The sequence below is a fragment of the Streptomyces sp. NPDC028368 genome (genome assembly GCF_055565615.1).
The window spans coordinates 398776-417073 of sequence record NZ_JBVHTY010000003.1 but is presented as its reverse complement, the minus strand read 5'-3'; the positions used below and the strand labels follow the sequence as shown (position 1 = coordinate 417073).

Genomic DNA, 18298 nt, shown 5'->3' with positions numbered 1-18298 from the left:
GACGGTCCGCACGCCCCGTGGAGGTCCGACGGCGAGGTGCCGGCGGCCGTGGACGGGCGGCGGCAGCTGCCGGGCAGGAGGGCGGCGGGGGAAGCCGTTCCGCTTCCCCCGCCCCCGAAATGCACCCTGATGCCCGCCGCCACCGGTCGGCCGTGCCACCATCTTCCGGACGGTGACTGGTGATACGAGATCAAGAAGAGACGGCCCAGCAGCAGGGTGCGGCGCCTCCACGGGAGGCGGGCGCCCCTGAAGCGCTGGCCGCCGGCGCCCCCAAGCCGACGGAAAAGGCGAGCACGATCAAGAAGGCCGAACGACCCGAGGCGTCCGAGAGGCCGAGAGAGCCCGCGGACCCCGAGCCACGCGCACGGCACGACGAGGAGCCGCACCACGAGCCCAAGGAGCGCCCCGAGCAGCCGGCCGAGCTCACCGAGGACACGGCGCCGGCCACCGGTGCGGTGCGCGGTGCACCCCGTACGGGCTCGCACCGCGCCGATCCGGGTGCCGACGAGCACGGCGAGTTCCACGTCGACCAGGTCTCCGGCGACGAGCCGCTGCTGCCCGCCCGGGTGCACCGCCCCTCCGACCTGCTGCGGCTGCTGCTGGGCATCGTCGGGATCGCGCTGGTCCTGGGACTTGCCACCTTTGCGCACGGCACCACCCAGGGCCTGAAGAACGACATCGGCAAGGGCTTCGGGGCGGCGCCCGAGCTGCTGATCAACCTGGCGGGGCTGACATCCAGCGTCGCGGTGCTGATCGTGCCGGTGGCGTTCGCCGTGGAGCGGCTGATCAAGCGGGACGGGCTGCGGATCGCGGACGGCGTGCTGGCGGCCGTACTGGCGCACGGCGTGTCGCTCGCCACCGATCTGTGGGTGGCCGAGGCGGCCCCGCCGTCCATCAGGGCCGCGCTCACGCAGCCGCTGGAGAACGGTTCCCTGTCGGCGCCGGTACACAGCTATCTGGCGCCCGTGATCGCCTATATGACGGCGGTGGGCATGTCCCGGCGGCCGCGCTGGCGGGTCGCGATGTGGGCGGTGCTGCTGCTGGACGCGTTCGCGGTGCTGGTCGGGCAGTACACCACGCCGTTCGCGATCGCCACGACCGTACTGATCGGCTGGACCGTCGCCTACGGCACGCTCTACGCCGTCGGCTCCCCCAATGTCCGCCCCACCGGCCAGAACCTCCTGGCGGGGCTGCGCCGGGTCGGCTTCCATCCGGTCAGCGCCATGCGGGCCGAGAACGCCGGCACCGCCGGGGCCGCCGGAACCGCCGGAACCGCCGAGGACACGGCCCAGCCGGACCACCCCGAGCACGCCGACCGCGGCCGCCGCTACCTCGTCACCCTGGAGGACGGCCCGCCCATCGACGTCACCGTCGTCGACCGCGAGCAGCAGGCGCAGGGCTTCTTCTACCGGGTGTGGCGGCGGCTGTCGCTGCGCGGCATCAACCAGCGCCGCAGTCTGCAGTCGCTGCGCCAGGCCCTGGAGCAGGAGGCGCTGCTGGCGTACGCGGCCATCGCGGCCGGCGCCAACGCACCCAAGCTGATCGCCACCTCCGAGCTCGGGCCGGACGCGGTGATGCTGGTCTACGAGCACATCGGCGGCCGTACCCTCGACGCGCTGGCCGACGAGGAGATCACCGACGCGCTGATGCACAGCGCCTGGCTGCAGGTCCAAGCCCTGCAGTCGCGGCGGATCGCGCACCGGCGGCTGGTGGGTGACGCGCTTCTGGTGGATCGTTCCGGCAACATCGTTCTGACCGAGCTGCGCGGCGGGGAGATCGCGGCCGGTGACCTGGTCCTGCGCATGGACATCGCCCAGCTGCTGGCCACCTGCGGGCTGCGGGTCGGTGCGGAGCGGGCGGTGGCCGCGGCCGTCGAGGTGCTCGGCCCGGACGCGGTCGCCGACAGCCTGCCGCTGCTGCAGCCGATCGCGCTCAGCCGCACCACCCGCGCCACGCTGCGCCAGCTGGCCCGCGAGCGCTCCAAGCGCGAGCGGGAGGCGGTGCTGGCCGCCTCGCAGGCCGCCAAGGAGGCGCGGGAGGCTCGGGAGGCGGCGGGACCCAAGGACCGCAAGACGCTGCGGGCCGAGCGGCACGCGGCGAAGAACGCCGAGAAGCGCGCCCTGGACGAGGCGTCGGAGGGGGCCCGCGAGGAGGATCTGCTGGCCCAGATCCGCCGCCAGGTGCTGCTGATCCGTCCGACGGCGATGATCGAACCGGCGAAGCTGGAGCGGCTGAGCCCGCGCATCCTGATCAGCTGGATCGCCGGGGCGTTCGCGGCGTATCTGCTGATGTCGCAGCTGACCAACTTCAACCTGGGCGATGTGATCAGCCGGGCCCAGTGGGTGTGGGTCCTGGTGGCGATGTTCTTCTCGGCGCTGACGTACCCCGCGGCGGCGATGAGCCTGCTGGGCTTCGTCACGGAGAAGGTGCCGTTCGTCAAGACGGTCATCGCGCAGATCGCGGGCAACTTCGTGAAGCTGGTGGCGCCCGCGGCGATCGGCGGTGTGGCGCTCAACACCCGCTTCCTGCAGCGCGCCGGGGTCCGGTCGGGTCTGGCGGTGGCCAGCGTCGGCGCGTCCCAGCTGTTCGGCCTGGGCAGCCACATCCTGCTGCTGCTGGCCTTCGGCTATCTGACCGGCACCGAGCACGCGCCGCAGATCTCGCCGTCCCGCACGGTCATCGCGGGGCTGCTGACGGTGGCCGTACTGGTCCTGGTGGTGACCGCGGTCCCGGCGCTGCGGAAATTCGTCTCCACCCGGGTGCGGTCGCTGTTCGCGGGCGTCGTGCCGCGCATGCTGGACATCCTCCAGCGGCCCCGGAAGCTGATCACCGGTATCGGCGGGATGCTGCTGCTGACCGCGGCGAATGTGATGTGCCTGGACGCGTCGATCCGGGCGTTCGGCGGCGGCGACAAGATCAGCTACGCGAGCATCGCGGTGGCCTTCCTCGCCGGTAACGCCCTGGGCTCGGCCGCCCCGACCCCGGGTGGCGTGGGCGCCGTGGAGGGTGCGCTGATCGTCGCTCTGACCTTCGCCGGCCTCACCCGCGATACGGCGTTCCCGGCGGTGCTGCTGTTCCGGCTGATGGTGTTCTGGCTGCCGGTGCTGCCGGGCTGGGTGTCGTTCAACTACCTGACCCGCAAGGGCGAGATCTGAGCGGCCGCCGCCACGGCACACCGCCGACGGCACACCGGCGACGGCACGAAGACAACTGCACGAAGACAACGGCACGAAGGCGCCGGTCCGCGGGATGCGGACCGGCGCCTTCGGTGCATTGCGTGCGGCTCGGCGGCCTCAGTAGATCGGCTTCTCCGGCTCGACGGTGTTGACCCAGCCGATGACGCCGCCACCGACATGGACGGCGTCGGCGAAGCCCGCGGACTTCAGTACGGCCAGCACCTCGGCGGAGCGGACGCCCGTCTTGCAGTGCAGGACGATCTTCTTGTCCTGCGGGAGGTCCTGGAGGGCGGTGCCCATCAGGAACTCGTTCTTCGGGATCAGCCGGGCGCCGGGGATGGAGACGATCTCGTACTCGTTCGGCTCGCGGACGTCGATGATGTCGATCTTCTCGTCGGCGTCGATCCACTCCTTGAGCTGCTTGGGAGTGATCGTGGAGCCGGCCGCCGCCTCCTGGGCCTCCTCGGACACGACGCCGCAGAAGGCCTCGTAGTCGATGAGCTCGGTGACGGTCGGGTTCTCACCGCAGACCGCGCAGTCCGGGTCCTTGCGGACCTTGACCTGGCGGTAGGTCATCTCCAGGGCGTCGTAGATCATCAGGCGGCCGACCAGCGGGTCGCCGATGCCGGCGAGCAGCTTGATGGCCTCGTTGACCTGGATGGAGCCGATGGAGGCGCACAGCACACCCAGGACGCCGCCCTCGGCGCAGGAGGGGACCATCCCGGGCGGCGGGGGCTCGGGGTACAGGCAGCGGTAGCAGGGGCCGTGCTCGGACCAGAACACCGATGCCTGGCCGTCGAAGCGGTAGATCGAACCCCAGACGTACGGCTTGTTCAGCAGCACGCAGGCGTCGTTGACCAGGTAGCGGGTCGCGAAGTTGTCCGTGCCGTCGACGATCAGGTCGTACTCCGCGAAGATCTCCATGACGTTCGTGGAGTCCAGGCGCTCTTCGTGCAGGTTGACCGTGACGTACGGATTGATGCCCAGCACCGTGTCCTTGGCGGACACGGCCTTGGAGCGGCCGATGTCCGCCTGGCTGTGGATGATCTGGCGCTGCAGGTTCGACTCGTCGACCTCGTCGAATTCCACGATGCCGAGGGTGCCGACGCCGGCCGCGGCCAGGTACATCAGCGCGGGCGAGCCCAGGCCGCCGGCGCCGACACACAGCACCTTGGCGTTCTTCAGCCGCTTCTGCCCGTCCATCCCGACATCGGGGATGATCAGGTGGCGGGAGTACCTGCGGACCTCGTCTACGGTGAGCTCCGAAGCGGGCTCGACCAGGGGTGGCAGCGACACGGGGACTCCGTTGGTCGGTATCTCAGTACGGGGACCGCCCCCGTACTGCGGGGACAATCTCTCGTAACACTGCCACGCCCTTCTTCATTCCGAGACACCCGTTCCGATGCGCGAGACGAATTCGTCCCAGTAGCCGGGCAGCGACTCCCAGGCATCTCCGACGGCACCCGCCGCCGTGGCGGCTCGGCGGTCGGTGAAGTACACGGTGCCCGCGCCCTGCCAGCGGGCGATGCGCAGCGCCTCCTCCAGATGCGTACGGGGAACGCCGTGGACCAGGTGGCAGAACCGCTCGGGCGGGTATTCGGCGGTCCACTCCGCCACCTGGGACCAGCGGTAGTCGGCCCAGGAGCCGGCGAAGGTGACGAGCTGGTCGGCGGACTCGGCGTAGCCGGGGCAGGGGTGGGAGCCGTGGCCGAAGACGAGGTAGGCGTCCTCGCGCAGGGTCCGCAGGCAGGTGGCGACCCGCCGGGTTTCGGGCAGCAGTGTCCGGTCCGTGGGACAGCGGTCCAGCCAGAAGCCGTCGACCCGGTACCACTCCAGGAAGCGGTGCGCGTCGGAAATCAGCTCACCGAAGGGGCGGGCGCCGCGCCCCATGTCCAGGTGGCCGAGCACCCGGACCCCGGTCTCCCGAAGGCCCGCGACGGCGGGCAGGCAGTGCGGGTCGGGGCGGGCCCCGGGGCCGTTGCAGACATCGAGCACCGCCCACTGCACGGGGCCCGCGCGGCCGGCGCCTTCGTCCCCGGATGCGGCGACGGCCCCCGGCCCTTGCGAGCAGCGCAGCAGTTCGGCCCATTCGGTGGGCGCGAGCAGCGGGTGGGCGAAGCCGGGCACGCCGATGCCGAGGGGGCCGGCTCCGGTGGGTGCGCGGGTGAGGCTCGTGGGGGTGGTCAGATACGACATGCGGCCTCCATCCAGATGTCGGCGAGGGACTCCTCCAGGACGATCCGCGGACGCCAGCCGAGCCGGTCGCGGGCGGTGCGCACATCGGCCTGCTGCCAGGTGCCGCAGCCGTCCGGGTACGGGTAGGTGGCGGGCGGCTGGCCCACCGGATGGTCGGGGCCGGGTCCGGGGCCGGGGATGAGCAGCCGGGCGGGCGGCGAGTCGAGTTCGTGCAGCGCGCCGCCGAATCCGGCGACCCGGGCGAGGACGGAGGCGGCCTCGCGCAGCCGTACGGCGCGGCCGGTGCCGATGTTGACCACGCCCTGCGCGGCGGACAGCGAGGCGGCGTGCACGGCGCGTGCGACGTCGCGTACGTCGACGAAGTCGCGCTGGACGCCGAGCCCGCCGAGCTTGAGTTCGCTGTCGCCGGACTGCATGGCGCGGCGCATCGCCTCGGCGAGCCGGCCGAGCGGGGATCCGGCCGGGGTGCCGGGACCGACCGGCGAGAAGACCCTCAGGACGACGGCGTCGAGGCCGGAGCCCAGGACCAGTTCGGTGGCCGCGAGCTTGCTGACGCCGTAGGGCCCGCCGGGGCGCGGTACCGCGTCCTCGGCGGTGGAGGAGCCGGGCTGGGAGGGCCCGTATTCGGAGGCGCAGCCCAACTGCACGAGGCGGGCGCCGCAGCCGCTGCGCCGCAGGGATTCGCAGATGGTGGCGACCGCGACGGTGTTGTGCCGGGTCAGATCGCGGGCGCCGCCGCGGGTGGCGCCCGCGCAGTTGACGACGACGCCCGGGTGGACGGCGTCGAGGAACCGGGTCAGCGCGCCGGGACTGCCGGTGGCCAGGTCGAAGCGTACGTCTGCGTCGTCGCCCCGCCCCAGGGCGGTGAGCTGGACGGCGGGGTCGGCGAGCAGGCGGTCGGCGACGTAGCGGCCGAGATATCCGTTGGCACCGATGAGCAGCACCCTCATCGTGCGGCCCCCCGGTGCCCGTGACGTGTGGTCGGGTGGACGTTCATGGTCGTGCTCCTAAGGCGGATCGAGGGAAGTACGTCGGCTTCGGCCGCGGGGTCGGCGTCCGCCCTGGGGGCGGGGGCCACGTGGGGGGTGGGGTCCGCGGCGAAGTGGGCGAAGCGGCCGTGTCGGGGTGCCGCTTCGGGCGTGGTGCGTGGGGCGGGGGTGCGGCGGGGTGCGGGCCGGCCGGTATCCGGAGGGTCACGGCCGGTTCGCCTCCGCCGCTGCGGCGGGCGAGTGCGCCCAGGCGCCGGTCAGCGCCCGCAGGCCGTAGGCCAGGAGGCCGAGCGCGGTGGCCGTGCAGGCGACGGCGGCCACGGCTGCGGGGCCCGCGGCGCGGAGCAGCGCCTCCACGGGGGCGCCGAGCGGCGTCAGTCCGGGGAGCCGGGCGGTGAGCAGCAGGGCGGGGGCGAGCGCCTCCAGGGCGGCGGCCGTGGCGAGGCCCGTGGCGGCGGCCCGGGGGAAGCCGTGGACGGCGAGCAGCCGGGCGAGGAAGAGCAGCAGCCCCAGGGCGGCGGCCGCGGTCAGGTCCATGCCGCCGGTGTCCTGGAGGGCGGCGGCCGCGCCGGTCAGCAGCGCCACCAGGGCGACGAGGAAGAGCCCGGTGGCGCCGAGCAGCAACGGCCGTACCCGGGCGGCGAGTTCGACCAGTTGGCGGCTGGCGGCCAGGCCGCGCCGCCCGCGTACCGCGAACCAGCGGGCGCACCCGGCGGCGGGCGCGACGGCGCAGGTCAGCGCCACGGCGATGGCGACGGCGGCCCGGGGGTGGGGCGGCAGATCGGGGCCGCCGCCGGGCAGTTCGGCCAGCAGCCAGTGGCCGTAGACCGCGTAGCCCACGGTCCAGCAGATCCACAGGCCCGCGGCGCCGCCGCCCTGGTGGCGGGCCCGCAGCGGTCCGGTGCGTACGGCCAGCCGCACGGCGAGGGCGACCAGCACGGCGCCCGCGACGGTAACCGCCGGTCGTACCAGGGTGGTTGAGGGCTGGGCGGCGGCGAGCGCGGCGAGGGTCGCGGCGCAGACCGCTCCGGGCAGCAGCTGCAGCGCCGCGCGCACGGCCCGCGGCCGCGGTACGGATTCGGGCGGGGGCGCGGTGAACGTCGCCGCCTCGGCGCGCGGCACCCGGGCGTACAGCTCCTCGGCCAGCGAGAAGACGTCCCGGTGGCGGAAGCGTGCGGCGCTGCGGTCGGTGACGCCGTGCGCCTCCAGCCCTGCGGCGATCTCCAGTGGGTCGACGGCGTGTTCGCACAGCTCCCGGTGGCGGTGCATCAGGGCCTTCACCGGGTCGGCGGGGCCCCGGCGTACGGGGCGCGTGACGGCTTCCTTGCGGGTGGGCACGGTCATGCTCGCTCTCCTCTCCCCGCGGACGGGGCGGGGACCGCATCGACGAGCACACCGCCGTCGTCCTCCACCGCCCAGGTGGGGGTCCGCCCCACGGGGGTCACGGCCCACCGGCCCGGCACATGGGACTCGGCGGGGTGGTCGAACGGCCGCGGCACACCGTCCTCATAGGCCGCGCCGGAGGCGGCCGGGCGCCCCGGGGCGTGCGCGATCAGCTCCAGGTAGATGCCACGAAATGCCGCGATGTTCTGCTCCACGGTGAACAGTTCGAGCGCCCGCGCACGGGCCGCCGCGCCCAGCCGGGCCCGCCGGTCGGGGTCGCCGAGCAGGGCGCGGCAGGCCTCGGCGAGGGCGCGCGGGTTGCGCGGCGGGACCACCAGGCCGGTGCCCCCGATCACTTCGCAGACCGCTCCGGCATCGGTCGACACCGTGGCGCGGCCACAGAACATCGCCTCCACCAGGGAGCGCGGGAACCCTTCGACGACGCTGGAGAGCACCAGTACGGCGCCTGCGGCGTAGGCGTCCTGGAGGGTGGGCACCTCGGGGCTGCCGATCTCCTCGAAGCTGACGGGGTTCTCGCCGACGGTGCGGTCGTCGGCGGCCTCGTCGGGGAAGAGCTGGGCGGCCAGCGCCCGGCAGTGTGCGCGGTAGGCGGGGGCCTGGGGGTCGCGGCCGGTGCCGCCGATGATCCGCAGCGTGGCCTCCGGCTCGGCCTTGCGGATCTCCGCGAAGGCGTGCAGCAGGCCGATGATGTCCTTGGCGGGTTCGATGGCGCCGACCCACACCAGGGTCTTGGAGTCGTCGGCCGCGGCGTCCGCGACCGCGGCGAAGCGGCGTGCGTCCATGCCCGGGTAGACCGTGCGCAGCCGGGCGGGGTCCGCGCCGCAGCGCTGCTGCCAGCGCCGGGCGTGGGTGTTGCCGGGGGTGATCAGCGCGGCCTGGGCGTAGGTCTCGGCGGCCAGCGCCCCCTGGAAGGCGGCGAGCAGGGCGCGCACCGGCGCGGTCAGGGGTGCCGCGGCGCGCGCGAGGTAGTGCTCGCGCAGCCGTACGCCGCATTCGGTGACCAGGAGGGGGGTGCCGAAGAAGCGTTTGGCCAGCAGCCCCGGGAGGGCGGCCGCGCCGCCGGAGGTGGCGTGGCACAGGTCGGCGCCGCCCAGGCCCGGCGGACCGGCGTCGTACCAGTCCAGCGAGAGGGGGCGCAGCGCGAGTTCGAGCTGCCCGGTGACGGTGAGCAGGTCCCGTACCTGGGCGTCGTGGGCGGCTGGCAGCACGCGGGGGCCGCGACAGACGGCTTCCAGGATCCGGACGGCGTCCTCGGAGTGGAGCAGCGCGGGCAGGCCGCCGTGCGCGTGGGCCAGGTCGGCGAGCCCGTAGAGACCGGCGGCGAAACGGTCCGCCTTGTCGATCATGGGGCCGTCGGAGCCCATCCGTCCCTCCTCGGCGGGCGGCGCGGCGAAGGCCGCCGCGAGATCCGCGAAGTGCTCGGCGAAGCAGCGCCGTTCGCGGCGGCCGGCAGCACGGACCCGGCGCTCCTCGGCGGGCCTGCGGTGGTCGCGGTGTTCACCGGGGAAGGCGCCCCACAGCGGCGCGGTACGGACCAGCCGTGCGTGCGCGGGCAGCCCGGCCGGGCCGGCGGCCTCCTGGCGGGCGTCCGCGCTCAGGGCGTAGACGTCGAATTCATGGCCGGTGAGCCCGCGCACGAGCCGGTCGCACCACGCGTGCGACTCACCGGTCGCATACGGATAGCCACCCTCGGTGAGCAATGCGATGCGCACGAGTGCAACCCCGCCCTCTCTGTCGGTGTCCCTGGCGCGACGGCCCGGCCGTCACCTGCAGGGAGAAGCTATGCAAAGGGGCCGGTGGCGCGATGGACGGTTGTCCATCGCGCCACCGGAAGGGGTGAATACGCGTGACTTTCCACCCCTGGTGGCGTTTCAGCGCGCTATGTGATCGCTACGCGACAGCCCGTAGCGTCCGCTGATCCCCGGCGACCTGCGGGTCGAGCACCGGGACGGCCGCCAGGAGGCCCTGGGTGTAGGGATGTTCGGGACGGTCGTACACCGTGTCGACCGGGCCCTCCTCCACGATCCGCCCGGCACGCATCACCGCGACCCGGTCGCTGACCGCCCGTACGACCGCCAGATCGTGGGCGATGAAGATCAGCGAGAGGCCCAGTTCCCGGCGCAGTTCGGCGAGCAGTCACCGGCGCGAACTGGGTCTGCGTCGCCGGCAGCGGGAATTCCCCTTCGGGCTTGCGGAGAGGGAAGACGAGGGTCTTCTCGTCGGGCGTCTCGATCGATTTCGGGCCGTCCTTGGACTTGTCCTTGTACGGCCCTTCGTAGGTGTCGCCGCCGACCGGCCAGTCCCGCAGACAGGGCGCGCCGCCGGAGAGTTCGGCGGCGAAAGAGTGCTCGATGGCGTATTTGATGTCGGCGCTGGTGATCGGCGAGCCGTCCTCGAACTTCAGCCCGTCCTTGAGCGTGTAGGTCCACACGGTGGCGTTCTTGCTGGGGCGCCCGGTGTCGGTGGCGAGATCCGGTACGGCCTTGGCGCCGGCCGCGCGGGGTCGAAGTTGGTCTGCGGGTCGGAGTTGAGGACGGTCAGCGTGCCGCCCTTCGCGGGCGCGCCGCCGCTCCGGTCGCCGGCGTCCTCGGGCCCGCAGGCGACGGCGCCGCCGGCGAGGCAGGGAGACACCCCGTCTCACGCCCGGCGGGCACCGGCCGCCGGGCCCGGTCAGCGTGCGGCCGGGAACGGCCAGGAGTTGGGGCGGCAGGTGACGCCGTCCGTCGTCAGGAACTTCGTCTGCTGCATCATCACCGGGGCCAACGCGCCCTGCTTGCTGCACGCCTCGTGGTTGTGCCCGAGCCGGTGGCCGACCTCGTGGTTGATCAGCATCTGGCGGTAGGCGTGCATCTTGTCGGGGCCGTAGGTCTTCGCGCCCTGCGCCCACCGGTACGCATTGATCATCACGCGGTCGGTCGCCGCCGAATCGCAGGAGACATTCTCCTCGGAGGTGTCCAGACCGGACTTGGCGCACCATGCGGCGGTCGTCCCGGGGCTCGCCAGCGAGATCACGAAATCGGCGGGCCCTGACGCCACCCGCTGGAAGGTCATCCGCCCGCCGTGCGCCCAGCTGCGGTCGTCGTTGAGGGTCTTGTGCACCGCCTCGGCGAAGAGGTTGCCGTCCAGCGGCAGCCCCTTCTCGATGTCGACGCGGTAGCGCAGCACCTTGCCGTGTCCCGGCGCCTTGGCGTCCCCGCCGACCGGCGTGAACGTGCCCGTGGCGGTCATCTTGGCGTCGAGCGGGAAGACCTGCGCCATCTGCGCCTCGTAGGAGGCGGGCTTGGCGTCCTGGGTGGGCCGGGCCTGCGACCGGGAGGCCTCGCCGTCGACGTCGTCGGTATGGTCCGCGCCGCTGCGCGGCTGCGCCGCGTCGCCGTCCTTGTGCTGGTCGGCGACCTGGCCCGCGATGACCACGGCGAGCACCGTCGTCACCGCCGCGGCGGCCGCGCCCGTGAACGTACGGCCCTTGGTGCCCTTACGGCCCGCCTCCTCGGCCTGCGCATCGGACTCGTCGTCCGCGTCGAGGCCGTCGGGCTCCACGCCCTCGGCGCCGAGTCCGGCCTGCCGGTCCAGCTCGTCGATCTCATTACGGTCGAAGACCACGGACCGCCCGGTGAACCGGCCGCCGGGCGGTATCCCGCCCTCCATACCGCCCGCCATCCCGCCCGCCATATCGCCCGCCGGGGCGTCCGCGGCGGGGCCGAACGGGCCGGCGCCGTGGGGACCGGGGCCGTGGGGACCGTCTTCCGGACCGCCTCGCCCGGGGGCGCCGGCCCGGAAGACGTCATCGTCCTCGAAGGCGTCCACATACTCGGGCCGCGGCCTCCCGGCCGGCCCGCCGACGATCCCCTGGACCGTCCCGGCACCCGGACCGCCGGGCCCGCGCGCCGGACCGCCCGCCGGAGCGGACCCCGGTGCCTGGGCCGACCGCGGCCGGGGAATCCTGGGACCGCCCGGCGGGGGCGTCGTGGGGAGCGCGCCCCAGCCGCCGCCCGGCTCACGCTGTTCGGGATGGCCGCCGCGTACCTCGGTGGCCGGATCGCCGGTGGGCGCCTGGCGTCGGCGGCGTCCCGGACCGGCCCCCGGTGCGGGTACCGTCCCGCCCGACGGGCCGCCGCCGGGCGCACCCGGCGCACCGGACGGACCGGCCGTCCCTGAGAGGTCACCTGCGGTCTCGGGCCGGCCTCGGCGGCTATGGCGTCCCACGGGGCGAGTCAGCTCCTGCCCGCATCAGCGGTCACATCGGTCACATCGTGTGCATCCAGCAGCTCGCGGAAGGCCCGCGCCACCGCCTGGGGGTATTCCATCATCGCCACATGCCCCGCCTCCGGCAGTGTCAGCAGCCGCGAACCGCGGAACGCCGCGGCCGCCCGCCGCGCCATCCGGTAGGAGACCAGGCGGTCGCGCCCACCGTAGACGAGAAGCGTCGGTGCGAGTACCCGCTCGGCCTGACGCCACAGATTGTGCTGCCCGCCGAGCGTGTACGCGTTCACCAGACCGCGCGCCGAACGCTCCATCACCTCCCAGAAATAAGGGAGTTGGAGCCGCCGCGCATACTCCTCGACGGCGGAGCCGAGGCCTTCGGGGGTGACCCGCGCGGGGTCGCCGTAGCAGAGCGCCAGCACCTCGCGGGTGCGGCGCTCGGGCGTCCAGTCCTGGGTGGCCCTGCTGAAGAGCCGGGCGATGCCGGGGACCGCCAGCAGCGCAGTGGGCACCGCCGTCAGCTGCGGCCGCAGCTCGGGCAGGGCCGGGGAGATCAGTGTGAGGGTGCGCACGAGATCCGGGCGTACGGCCGCCACCCGGGTCGAGGCGGCGCCGCCCATGGAGTTGCCGACGAGGTGTACCGGGCCGCGCCCCGAGGCGTCGAGATATTGGATGACCGCGCGGGCCTGCGCGGAGACGGAGTAATTGCCGTCGTCCGGCGGCGGCGACTCGCCGAAGCCCGGCAGATCGAGCGCCTCGCCGTCGACCCGGTCGGCGAGCAGCGGCATCAGGTCGGACCAGTTCCGCGAGGAACCGCCGAGGCCGTGGACATAGAGCGCGGGCTCGCGCGCGGGCGCATCGCCGTCCACGGGTGTCCGGACGCTGAGCGTCAGGCCCGAGAGGGTGACGCGGCGCACCGTCTCCGCCGCGCCCGGCCGGGATCCGGGGCCGGCCGGCGGCACCGGGAGAGCGGCGGTCCGAGTGTCCGGCGAGTCGGTCGAAGACATGCAGTCGATGTTACGAGACGATCACGCCCCCGATTGTGTGTTCGCGGTCACACACCGCATCGCGCTGCGGGTGCCGCTCTCCTAGGCTCGTAGGCAAGGGCAGCCGCCCCGGCCCCTGCCGCGAGAAAGGGAGCCATGATGCCTGTCGACCCGACCGACCCGGAAACCTTTGAGGATGAAGCGAACGACATGACGGAGTTCGATGTGGAGGCGCCGGAACCGGACGCCGCCGAACAGCACGCCGATGTCGCGCCGCACCACGACGACCCGCTGACGGCCGTCGACCCCGCCGCCGCCAACGAGGCCGATCTCGCCGAGCAGGCCCGCGTGGTGGAACTCAACGAAGACGAATACCGATGACCTGGACTGTTATGTCGGCTTCGGTCGGCGGTCCCGGGCAGAAATTCTCACCTCGGACCACGCACAGCCGGGTTACCCAAAAGTACGATGGCGGGCGCGGTGCACCGTCTTGCGCGTACCGCGTACGGAACAACTTCTGGGAGGCAGCGTGAGCGCCATCGAGCAGACCGAGGCAGCGCGCCCGCGGGGCACACGCCTGCCACGCCGCGCTCGGCGCAATCAGCTTCTGGGCGCCGCCCAGGAGGTGTTTGTCGCGCAGGGTTACCACGCGGCCGCGATGGACGACATCGCCGAGCGGGCGGGCGTCAGCAAGCCGGTGCTCTACCAGCACTTCCCGGGCAAGCTGGATCTGTATCTGGCACTGCTGGACCAGCACTGCGAGGCACTGCTGCACTCGGTGCGTACGGCACTGGCGTCGACGTCCGACAACAAACAGCGGGTCGCCGCCACGATGGACGCCTACTTCGCCTATGTCGAGGACCCGGGCGGCGCCTTCCGGCTGGTCTTCGAATCGGACCTGACCAACGAGCCGGCCGTCCGCGAGCGGGTGGACAAGGTGTCGCTGGAATGTGCCGAGGCGATAAGCGCGGTGATCGCGGAGGACACCGGCCTGGCGCGCAACGAAGCGATGCTGCTGGCGGTGGGGCTGGGCGGGGTCTCGCAGGTGGTGGCCCGCTACTGGCTGTCCTCGGAGAGCACGGTGCCGCGCGACACCGCGGTGCAGCTGCTGACCTCGCTCGCCTGGAAGGGCATCGCGGGATTCCCGCTGCACGGCTCCGACACGCACTGACCTTGTTCGCTGCGGGCGTGCTCGGCGGCGTCCTGTCCGTCGCCGTGCCGGGCTAATGTGTGCTCCGTACGGCGCGGACGGCCGCGCACCCTCCCCAGCTCACGCTGGGGGACCCCAGACCGTCGGAGGGACATAAGCCGTGGAGGTCAAGATCGGCGTGCAGCACGCACCCCGCGAGATCGTTCTCGAGAGCGGGCAGTCTGCCGAAGAGGTCGAGAGCGCTGTGTCCAATGCGCTGAGCGGCAAGTCGCAGCTGCTGAGCCTGGTGGACGACCACGGTCGCAAGGTTCTGGTCCCCGCGGACCGGCTGGCCTACGTGGAGATCGGCGAGCCGACCGCCCGCAAGGTCGGTTTCGGCGCGCTCTGAGCAGCGGGCGTCGCACGCGGCGCCCGAGGCGGTAAGGGCGGCGCCCGGAGAGTTTCGCTCTCCGGGCGCCGCCCTTCGCCGTTCCCCCCTCCGCTCGCGTGACGCACGGGCGCTCGCGTGACGCACGGGAGGGTTGCCCGCGGTGCCCCCTGGGTACGACGGGTAACAACCGACTCGTTCGTCCGGTTTGTTCGTCCGGTCGGGCTTGTCATGCTTGTCACCGGGAGGGAACGGGATGATCTGGGAAGCGCTCGGCGCCGTCGTCATCGGACTCGCCATCGCCCTGTCGGCGACGCACTGGCTCTCCGACCGTTTTCCGTCACGCACCCTGACGCTGGCCACAGGCCCGGTCGCCGCGCTGCTGGGCGCGCTGCTGACCCGCTCGATCCTCGGTCCCGGGCACCCCGCCCAGGTGATGGTCGCGGCGCTGGCGGTGGGCGCGGCGCTGCTCTCGCTGCTGGTCCGACCGCCGCGCCGCCGGGTGCGCCGGCCGGGTGCGCCCCTGAAGGGGCACCGGACGGCCTGACGCGCGGCGTGCTCCCGCTCCGCGGAACGACACGGGACCGGCGCCCAGGAGGGCGGCCGGTCCCTTGCTTGCCGGTGGGCGCGCTATGCGGCGAGGCCCAGCGCCGCCATCCGCTTGGTGTGTGCCTCGGTGATCCGCGAGAACATCCGGCCGACCTCGGCCAGGTCGAAGCCGGCCGCCACACCGCCGACCAGCATCGTCGAGAGCGCATCGCGGTCCGCGACCACCCGCTGCGCCTGCGAGAGCGCCTCACCCATCAGTCGCCGCGCCCACAGGGCGAGGCGCCCGCCGACCCGCGGCTCGGCCTCGATGGCCGCGCGCACCTTCTCGACGGCGAACGACGCATGCCCGGTGTCGTCGAGGACGGCGAGCACCAGACCCCGGGTGTCGGAGTCCAGCCGGGCGGCGACCTCGCGGTAGAAGTCACTGGCGATCGAGTCGCCGACATACGCCTTGACCAGGCCCTCCAGCCAGTCCGACGGCGCGGTCTGGCGGTGGAACTCATCCAGCGCGGCGGCGAACGGCTCCATCGCCTCGTTCGGCTCCGCCTCGATCTGCGCCAGCCGCTCCCGCAGCCGCTCGAAGTGGTGGAATTCGGCCGAGGCCATCTTGGCCAGTTCTGCCTTGTCATCCATCGTCGGGGCGAGCTTGGCGTCCTCGGCCAGGCGCTCGAAGGCGGACAGCTCGCCGTACGCGAGCGCGCCGAGCAGATCGATCACGGCGGCCCGGTATTGCGGGTCGGCGGATGCCTGGGCCCAGTCCTGGGCGGCGATCCCGGTGAGTGCTGGCGCGTCGTTGGCGGTGTCAGGCGTCTCCATGACCGGCACAATAGCCCGCTCGGCGGCCGGGGGAAGGCCCTGGTCAGCCACTCCGTCCCAGCGCGTGTGAACGAGCCGGCGACCCCGCGCTTCCGGGGTGCGCGGGGGCGTGACGAATTTCTCACTCATACAAGCCTTCGGATGCGGCGCGGCATCCGGGGTACAGTGGTAATGGACCTGCCGAGCAGTCGGTGGGTTCTTCCACGAAAGCGGATGCCCGGTCGGTGGCCCGATCGGCTCCAACCGACCGCCCTTCCCCGCGGCGCGTACGTGACGTACGCAGCGCAGGAGGGACACCGCTCGCGGCAGGAGTGCCTGAGCGTTGGCAGTGGTCCCGCGCCATCCGGCTCCCTCAGGTCGGCCCCCGTACGAACCGGTACGACGGCACGGTACGACCCCCTTCGCCGCCTCACGCCGCGTCTCACAGAAGAGGCAAGATTCTGTCTACGTTCCGAGAGCTCGGGATTTTCCCCGAGACCGCCGAGGCCCTTGAGGCCGTCGGCATCGTTTCCCCCTTTCCCATCCAGGAGCTGACGCTCCCCGTCGCCCTCTCCGGCAGCGACGTCATCGGCCAGGCCAAGACCGGCACCGGCAAGACCCTGGGCTTCGGACTGCCCCTCCTCGAGCGCGTGACGGTCCCCGTCGACGTCGAGGTGGGCCGCGCCAAGCCGGAGCAGCTGACCGAGGCGCCGCAGGCCCTCGTCGTCGTCCCCACCCGCGAGCTGTGCCAGCAGGTCACCAACGATCTGCTCACCGCCGGCAAGGTGCGTAACGTCCGGGTGCTGGCGATCTACGGCGGCCGCGCGTACGAGCCGCAGGTCGAGGCGCTCAAGAAGGGCGTCGACGTCGTCGTCGGCACCCCGGGCCGTCTGCTCGACCTCGCCGGCCAGAAGAAGCTCAACCTCTCGCAGGTCAAGAGCCTGGTCCTGGACGAGGCCGACGAAATGCTCGACCTGGGCTTCCTGCCCGACGTCGAGAAGATCATCCAGCTGCTGCCGGCCAAGCGGCAGACGATGCTGTTCTCCGCGACCATGCCCGGCCAGGTCATCTCCCTGGCCCGCCGCTACATGTCGCAGCCCACGCACATCCGCGCCACCGCGCCGGACGACGAGGGCCAGACCGTCGCCAACACCACCCAGCACGTCTTCCGCGCCCACTCCATGGACAAGCCGGAGATGGTCTCCCGCATCCTCCAGGCCGACGGCCGGGGCCTGGCGATGGTCTTCTGCCGCACGAAGCGGACCGCGGCCGATATCGCCGACCAGCTCTCCCGGCGCGGCTTCGCGTCCGGTGCGGTGCACGGCGACCTCGGTCAGGGCGCCCGCGAGCAGGCGCTGCGCGCCTTCCGCAACGGCAAGGTCGACGTCCTGGTCTGCACCGACGTCGCCGCCCGCGGCATCGACGTCGAGGGTGTGACGCATGTCATCAACTACCAGTCCCCCGAGGACGAGAAGACCTACCTGCACCGCATCGGCCGTACGGGCCGGGCGGGCGCCAAGGGCACCGCGGTCACCCTCGTCGACTGGGACGACATCCCGCGCTGGAAGCTGATCAACAAGGCGCTGGACCTGTCGTTCGACGACCCGGAGGAGACCTACTCCACCTCCCCGCACCTCTACGAGAAGCTGAGCATCCCCGCGGGCACCAAGGGCGTGCTGCCGCGCGGCGAGCGCACCCGCGCCGGGCTGGCCGCCGAAGAGGTCGAGGACCTGGGCGAGACCGGCGGCCGCGGCCGTGGCCGTAAGCCGGCGGCGGCGGCTGTCGAGGAGGAGCGGCCCCAGCGGACGCGTACGCCGCGCCAGCGCCGTCGCACGCGCAACGGTGCGGAGGTCACCCCGGCTGCCGAGGCTGCCGCCGGTGAGGCGATGGACACCGCCGAGGGCGCGCACGCCGAGGGTGCGGTCGAGCCGCGCCAGCCGCGGCGCCGCCGTCGTACCCGGGGCACGGCGCAGACCGCGGCCGTAGCGGCTCCCGAGGCCGCGGAGACGGTCGCGGAGGCCGCGGAGGTCACCCCGGCCGCCCCGGCTGCCGAGGCTCCGGCCGAGGCACCCGCCAAGCCGCGCCGGCGCCGTACCCGCGCCGTCCGGCCGGTGGCGGCGGAGGCCGAGGCCGCTGCCGAGGCCGAGGCCGTGGTCGACGCGGCCGAAGCTGCGGACGAGGCCCCGGCCAAGCCCAAGCGGGCACGCAAGACCGCCGCGGCGAAGGCGGCCGAGGCCGTGGAGGCCGCGCTGGACACCGCCGAGGCGGCCCCGGCCAAGCCGAAGCGCACCCGCAAGTCCGCCGCGGCCAAGCCCGCCGCCGACGCGGTCGACGGCACGGATGTGGCAGAGGCCAAGCCGAAGCGGACCCGTAAGACGGCAGCCGCCAAGGCCGTGGAGGCCGCGCTGGACACCGCCGAGGCGGCCCCGGCCAAGCCGAAGCGCACCCGCAAGTCCGCCGCGGCCAAGCCCGCCGCCGACGCG

General features: G+C 73.2%; 14 protein-coding genes and 2 pseudogenes. 6 read left to right on the top strand and 10 right to left on the bottom strand.

Annotation, left to right across the window (positions count from 1 at the left end; all coding sequences use genetic code 11):
* Positions 1-179: 179 nt before the first annotated feature.
* A complete protein-coding gene (locus ACZ4S3_RS08990) occupies positions 180-3155 on the top strand; it encodes a lysylphosphatidylglycerol synthase transmembrane domain-containing protein (protein WP_467928707.1) in 2976 nt (991 codons plus the stop codon).
* A gap of 138 nt (positions 3156-3293) precedes the next feature.
* Here ACZ4S3_RS08990 and moeZ read toward each other — a convergent pair whose 3' ends face one another.
* The 9 genes and pseudogenes from moeZ to ACZ4S3_RS08945 all read right to left on the bottom strand — a co-directional run bounded on the left by moeZ (position 3294) and on the right by ACZ4S3_RS08945 (position 12975).
* On the bottom strand, positions 3294-4472 hold the full coding sequence (gene moeZ, locus ACZ4S3_RS08985; protein WP_467928703.1) for an adenylyltransferase/sulfurtransferase MoeZ: 1179 nt from the start codon (positions 4470-4472) through the stop codon (positions 3294-3296).
* A gap of 84 nt (positions 4473-4556) precedes the next feature.
* Positions 4557-5372: a spherulation-specific family 4 protein gene (locus ACZ4S3_RS08980; protein WP_467928699.1), complete on the bottom strand. Its 816-nt coding sequence runs from the start codon at positions 5370-5372 to the stop codon at positions 4557-4559.
* The gene (locus tag ACZ4S3_RS08975) at positions 5360-6322 is read right to left on the bottom strand and encodes an NAD-dependent epimerase/dehydratase family protein (protein WP_467928696.1); all 963 of its coding nucleotides are present in this window, start codon (positions 6320-6322) and stop codon (positions 5360-5362) included. The genes ACZ4S3_RS08980 and ACZ4S3_RS08975 overlap by 13 nt, the downstream gene beginning before the upstream one ends.
* Before the next feature lie 243 nt (positions 6323-6565).
* On the bottom strand, positions 6566-7705 hold the full coding sequence (locus ACZ4S3_RS08970) for a hypothetical protein (protein ID WP_467928693.1): 1140 nt from the start codon (positions 7703-7705) through the stop codon (positions 6566-6568).
* Positions 7702-9477, bottom strand: a complete 1776-nt coding sequence (locus ACZ4S3_RS08965; protein WP_467928689.1) for a DUF3492 domain-containing protein — start codon at positions 9475-9477, stop codon at positions 7702-7704. The genes ACZ4S3_RS08970 and ACZ4S3_RS08965 overlap by 4 nt, the downstream gene beginning before the upstream one ends.
* Positions 9478-9655: 178 nt before the next feature.
* A pseudogene (locus ACZ4S3_RS08960) lies at positions 9656-9901 on the bottom strand (ABC transporter ATP-binding protein); the annotation flags it as partial.
* Positions 9840-10396: pseudogene (locus ACZ4S3_RS08955) on the bottom strand (ABC transporter substrate-binding protein); the annotation flags it as partial. The pseudogenes ACZ4S3_RS08960 and ACZ4S3_RS08955, both read right to left, overlap by 62 nt.
* A 39-nt stretch (positions 10397-10435) precedes the next feature.
* Positions 10436-11971, bottom strand: coding sequence for a DUF3152 domain-containing protein (locus ACZ4S3_RS08950; RefSeq protein ID WP_467928684.1), 1536 nt, complete (start codon positions 11969-11971; stop codon positions 10436-10438).
* A gap of 8 nt (positions 11972-11979) precedes the next feature.
* Positions 11980-12975: an alpha/beta fold hydrolase gene (locus ACZ4S3_RS08945; protein WP_467928681.1), complete on the bottom strand. Its 996-nt coding sequence runs from the start codon at positions 12973-12975 to the stop codon at positions 11980-11982.
* 138 nt (positions 12976-13113) lie between these two features.
* Here ACZ4S3_RS08945 and ACZ4S3_RS08940 point away from each other — a divergent pair, with 138 nt between their 5' ends.
* From ACZ4S3_RS08940 to ACZ4S3_RS08925, 4 genes are all read left to right on the top strand, one after another.
* Positions 13114-13335: a hypothetical protein gene (locus ACZ4S3_RS08940; RefSeq protein ID WP_467928676.1), complete on the top strand. Its 222-nt coding sequence runs from the start codon at positions 13114-13116 to the stop codon at positions 13333-13335.
* Between the two features lie 148 nt (positions 13336-13483).
* A complete protein-coding gene (locus ACZ4S3_RS08935) occupies positions 13484-14125 on the top strand; it encodes a TetR/AcrR family transcriptional regulator (protein ID WP_467928671.1) in 642 nt (213 codons plus the stop codon).
* Between the two features lie 139 nt (positions 14126-14264).
* Positions 14265-14492, top strand: a complete 228-nt coding sequence (locus tag ACZ4S3_RS08930; protein ID WP_467928666.1) for a DUF3107 domain-containing protein — start codon at positions 14265-14267, stop codon at positions 14490-14492.
* A gap of 235 nt (positions 14493-14727) precedes the next feature.
* A complete protein-coding gene (locus ACZ4S3_RS08925; protein ID WP_467928662.1) occupies positions 14728-15018 on the top strand; it encodes a hypothetical protein in 291 nt (96 codons plus the stop codon).
* A gap of 83 nt (positions 15019-15101) precedes the next feature.
* On the opposite strand, the gene ACZ4S3_RS08920 is transcribed toward ACZ4S3_RS08925, so the two are convergent.
* Positions 15102-15836 carry a ferritin-like fold-containing protein gene (locus tag ACZ4S3_RS08920; RefSeq protein WP_467928658.1) on the bottom strand — a complete coding sequence of 245 codons (735 nt, stop codon included), beginning with the start codon at positions 15834-15836 and terminating at the stop codon, positions 15102-15104.
* Positions 15837-16147: 311 nt separating this feature from the next.
* Between ACZ4S3_RS08920 and ACZ4S3_RS08915 the strand changes: the two genes are divergently transcribed.
* Positions 16148-18298: DEAD/DEAH box helicase (locus tag ACZ4S3_RS08915; RefSeq protein ID WP_467928654.1), on the top strand; the 2151-nt coding region annotated here is incomplete at its 3' end.

Coding starts and splice junctions, on each gene's coding strand:
- ACZ4S3_RS08920 (WP_467928658.1), bottom strand. CDS start 15,836: ATGGAGACGCCTGACACCGCCAACGACGCGCCAGCACTCACCGGGATC.
- ACZ4S3_RS08940 (WP_467928676.1), top strand. CDS start 13,114: ATGCCTGTCGACCCGACCGACCCGGAAACCTTTGAGGATGAAGCGAAC.
- ACZ4S3_RS08980 (WP_467928699.1), bottom strand. CDS start 5,372: ATGTCGTATCTGACCACCCCCACGAGCCTCACCCGCGCACCCACCGGA.
- ACZ4S3_RS08975 (WP_467928696.1), bottom strand. CDS start 6,322: ATGAGGGTGCTGCTCATCGGTGCCAACGGATATCTCGGCCGCTACGTC.
- ACZ4S3_RS08925 (WP_467928662.1), top strand. CDS start 14,728: ATGATCTGGGAAGCGCTCGGCGCCGTCGTCATCGGACTCGCCATCGCC.
- ACZ4S3_RS08970 (WP_467928693.1), bottom strand. CDS start 7,705: ATGACCGTGCCCACCCGCAAGGAAGCCGTCACGCGCCCCGTACGCCGG.
- ACZ4S3_RS08945 (WP_467928681.1), bottom strand. CDS start 12,975: ATGTCTTCGACCGACTCGCCGGACACTCGGACCGCCGCTCTCCCGGTG.